This is a genomic window from Micromonospora sp. 4G55, assembly GCF_016803375.1.
The window spans coordinates 1-4,101 of the sequence record NZ_JAEVHN010000554.1; the positions used below are offsets into that span (position 1 = coordinate 1).

A 4,101-nucleotide genomic window follows, 5' to 3' on the forward strand; every position below is an offset into this window, starting at 1 on the left:
CTGGGAGCTGCTGGACGCCCTGGTCGAGCGGGTGCGCCCCGCGCTGGAGAGCCACGGCGACCTCGCCGAGGTGACCGGCCTGCTGGGCGGGCTGCGCCGGCACGGCAGCGGCGCCGCCCGGCAACGGGCCGTCTTCGAGCGGACCGGCCGGCTGGAGGACGTGGTGGCGGACGTGGCGCGACAGACCCGCGGCTGATCCCTGCGTGGGAGACTGGTCACCGTGGCACAACGGCTGATCGTCATCGGCGGGGACGCCGCGGGCATGGCGGCGGCGTCCCAGGCCCGCCGCCGTCGCCACCGCGACGACCTGGAGATCCTCGCGTTCGAGCGGGGGCACTTCACGTCGTACTCGGCGTGCGGCATCCCGTACTGGATCAGTGGGACAGTCGAGGACCGCGGCGACCTGATCGTCCGCTCCCCGGCGACCTTCCGCGAGGAGCACCAGATCGACGTGCGGACCCGCACCGAGGTCACCGGCATCGACCTGGAGCGCCGCGAGGTCGTCGCCCGCGACCTGGACCGCGGCGGCGAGGTCCGCGAGCAGTTCGACACCCTGGTGTACGCCACCGGCGCGGTGCCGACGAAGCCCGACTGGGCCCGCGACGAGGTGGGCGGGGTCTTCGGGGTGCAGACCCTCGACGACGGCGCGGCGGTGCGCGACTGGCTGGACACCGAGCCGAAGCCACGCCGGGCGGTGGTGGTCGGCGGCGGCTACATCGGGGTGGAGATGGCCGAGGCGCTGGTCCAGCGGGGCCTCTCGGTCACCCTGGTGGAGCAGGGCGAGCAGCCGATGTCCACCGTCGACCCGGACATGGCCGCCCTGGTCGCCACGGCGATGCGCGGCCTCGGCATCGAGATCCGCACCGGCGTCCGGGTGACCGGGATCGAGGACCGCGACGGCCGGGTCGTCGCGGTGGTCACCGACGCCGGTTCGCTGCCGACCGACGTCGTGGTCCTCGGCCTCGGGGTACGCCCCAACACCGCGCTCGCCGCGGCCGCCGGCCTGCCGGTGGGCACCACCGGCGGGGTCCGCGTCGACCGACGGATGCGGGTGCCGGGGATGCCCGACGTCTGGGCGGCCGGCGACTGTGTGGAGACGCTGCACCGGGTCAGCGGGATGGCCGTGCACGTCCCGCTCGGCACGCACGCCAACAAGCAGGGCCGGGTCGTCGGGATCAACATCGGCGGCGGGTACGCCACCTTCCCCGGCGTCATCGGCACCGCCGTGACCAAGGTCTGCGACCTGGAGGTGGGGCGTACCGGGCTGCGGGAGCGGGAAGCCGCGTCGGCCGGCTTCGAGTTCGTCACGGTGCGGGCCGAGTCGACCAGCCGGGCCGGCTACTACCCCGGGACCCGCCCGATGACCGTCAAGCTGATCGCCGAGCGTCCCACCGGGCGGCTGCTCGGCGCCCAGATCGTCGGCCGCTCCGAGGCGGCCAAGCGGATCGACGCGCTGGCCGTGGCGCTCTGGAACGGCATGACCGTGGACGACATGACGGCGTTGGATCTCGGCTACGCCCCGCCGTACGCCCCGGTGTGGGACCCGGTGCTGATCGCCGCCCGCAAGGCGGTCGACAGGTTGGCCGGCTGACCCGCCCCCTACCAGGGGGAACGTCCGCCAAGTCGGCCCAGTGCCGGCCGGTACGCCGTACGCTGCCGAGGTGAACCGGGCACGATGCCTCGTCGCGCTGGCGGCGACCCTGACGCTGGCCGCCTGCGATACCGCGCCGACCCCGCCGGCCGGTGAGCCCGCCCGCTCCGCCCCGGTGGCGGTGTCCCCGGCGCCGACCGAGCCCGCCGAGATCACGTTGGCCTTCGCGGGCGACGTGCACTTCGCCGACCGTACGGCTGGCTTGCTGGAGGATCCGGCGACCGCGTTCGGGCCGATCTCGTCGGCGCTGTCCGCTGCGGACCTCGCGATGGCCAACCTGGAAACCGCGGTCACCACGCGCGGAACCCCGGAGCCAAAGGAGTTTCATTTCCGGGCGCCGGCGAGCACGTATGACGCGGTGAAGGCGGCCGGGATAGACGTCGCGTCGATCGCGAACAATCATGCGCTGGACTACGGGCGGGTGGGGCTGGCGGACACCGTGGACGCCGCCAGGGCGGCCGGAGTGCCGACCGTCGGAGCGGGCGTCGACGCGGCGGCGGCGTACGCACCGTGGATCACCGAGATACGCGGTACGACAATCGCGTTCCTCGGCTTCAGCCAGGTCTCCGAGCTGTGGTCGGCGTGGAAGGCCACCGACACCCGGGCCGGCATCGCGATGACGTGGGACCTGCCCCGCGCGGTCGCGGCCGTGCAGGCCGCCCGGCAGCGGGCCGAGGTGGTCGTCGTCTACGTCCACTGGGGCCAGGAAGGCGAGGAGTGCCCACCCGCCGAGGCACGCACGTTCGCCGGTGAGCTGGCCACGGCAGGGGCCGACATCGTCGTCGGCACCCACGCCCACCTGCTGCTCGGCGACGGCTGGATCGGCAAGACCTTCGTCCAGTACGGGCTCGGCAACTTCCTGTGGTGGCGGGACGACGCGTACAGCAACGACACGGGCGTGCTGCGCGTGACCCTCCACGGTTCGGCGATCGTGAGGACGGAACTGGTGCCGGCGACGATCTCGCGGCGCACCGGCCAACCCGAGCTCGCAGGCGGGGAGGACGCGGCTCGAATTTCGCGGAAGTACGCGAGCCTGCACGCCTGCACGGGACTCGCCGCGGCCCCCACCCGACAGCGGCGCTGACGATCAGCGATCAGCTCTGAGCAGGGAGCGGCGGCGCGTCCCGGCGAGCGCGCCTACCGAGGGCAGCAAGCCGGAACGGGTTGTGCGGGACGACGCGGGTCCGTCGAGGATGGCCGGGTGGAGATTCCGGAGCGGTTGTCCTGGGTACGCCGCACCCCGGTCGGGCGGGCCTGGCTGGCGACGCTGCCCCGGTGGCGGGACGAGTGCGCCGAGCGCTGGTCGCTGCGGCTCGGACCGCCGTTCCCGTACGCGTTCGCCTCCCTGGCGATGCCCGCCACGCTGCCCGACGGCACCCCGGCGGTGCTCAAGCTCCAGTACCCGGACGAGGACAGCCGCCGCGAGGCCGACGCGCTCGTGCACTGGGCCGGCGACGGCGCGGTACGCCTGCTCGCGCACGACCCGCGGCGGCGGGCGCTGCTGGTCGAGCGGTGCCTGCCCGGCTCGCCGGTGCACGAGCTGCCGCCCGACGAGGCGCTGGACGTCGTCGCCGGGCTGCTGCCCCGACTGTCGCAACCGACCGACGGGCCGTTCACCACGCTCGCCGAGGAGGCCGCCGGCTGGCGCGCGCGGCTGCCGGTGAACTGGGAGCGGGCCGGCCGGCCGTACGAGCGGCGGCTGCTCGACGCCGCGCTCGGCCGGCTCGCCGACCTCGTCGACGACCAGGGCGAACAGGTGCTGGTCAACCAGGACCTGCACGCCGGCAACGTGCTGCGCGCGACCCGTGAGCCGTGGCTGGTGATCGACCCGAAGCCGCTGGTCGGCGAGCGGGAGTTCGGGGCGGTGCCGATCGTGCGCGGCCCCGAGCTGGGTCACTCGCCGGCGGCGCTGCGACGGCGGCTCGACCGGCTCACCGGCGCGCTGGAGCTGGACCGGGACCGGGTCCGGGGCTGGGCGATCGCGCAGACGCTGGCCTGGAGCACCGACGGGGAGGTCGTCTTCCCCAATCAGGTCGAGTCGGTCCGCTGGCTCGTCGACGGCGACTGAGCCGGGGTCAGCCGGCCTGGCAGGTGGCGCACCAGTAGAGGTTGCGGCCGGCCAGCACGCCCCGACGCACCGGCGTCGCGCAGACGTGGCAGGGGTCGCCGGGGCGGCGGTAGACGTACACCTCGCCGCCGTGCCGGTCGACGCGGGCCGGGCGCCCATCGCCTCCGGCAGGTGGGCGTCGCGGACGGTGTCGATCCGGCCGCGGTCGACGGCCAGCGTCATCAGCTCGACCAGGTCGGCCCAGAGCGCGTCCCAGTCGCCGGGGTCAGCTCCCGGCCGGGCAGCGTCGGCGGCAGCCCCGCCCGGAACAGCGCCTCGGTGACGAAGATCAGCCCGGTGCCGGCCACCACTGACTGGTCCAGCAGCAGCGCGGCGAGCGGGG

General features: G+C 74.6%; 3 protein-coding genes and 2 pseudogenes. 4 read left to right on the forward strand and 1 reads right to left on the reverse strand.

Annotated elements, in window-relative coordinates; all coding sequences use genetic code 11:
- From JNW89_RS29615 to JNW89_RS29630, 4 genes and pseudogenes are all read left to right on the forward strand, one after another.
- Positions 1-196, forward strand: a pseudogene (locus JNW89_RS29615) (carboxylate--amine ligase); the annotation flags it as partial.
- A 24-nt stretch (positions 197-220) separates the two neighbouring features.
- Positions 221-1,591 carry an FAD-dependent oxidoreductase gene (locus tag JNW89_RS29620; RefSeq protein ID WP_238451595.1) on the forward strand — a complete coding sequence of 457 codons (1,371 nt, stop codon included), beginning with the start codon at positions 221-223 and terminating at the stop codon, positions 1,589-1,591.
- A gap of 70 nt (positions 1,592-1,661) precedes the next feature.
- On the forward strand, positions 1,662-2,735 hold the full coding sequence (locus JNW89_RS29625; RefSeq protein WP_238451596.1) for a CapA family protein: 1,074 nt from the start codon (positions 1,662-1,664) through the stop codon (positions 2,733-2,735).
- A gap of 117 nt (positions 2,736-2,852) precedes the next feature.
- Positions 2,853-3,719 carry an aminoglycoside phosphotransferase family protein gene (locus JNW89_RS29630; protein WP_238451597.1) on the forward strand — a complete coding sequence of 289 codons (867 nt, stop codon included), beginning with the start codon at positions 2,853-2,855 and terminating at the stop codon, positions 3,717-3,719.
- A gap of 7 nt (positions 3,720-3,726) precedes the next feature.
- Here JNW89_RS29630 and JNW89_RS29635 read toward each other — a convergent pair.
- Positions 3,727-4,101 (reverse strand): annotated as a pseudogene (locus JNW89_RS29635) (zinc finger domain-containing protein); the annotation flags it as partial.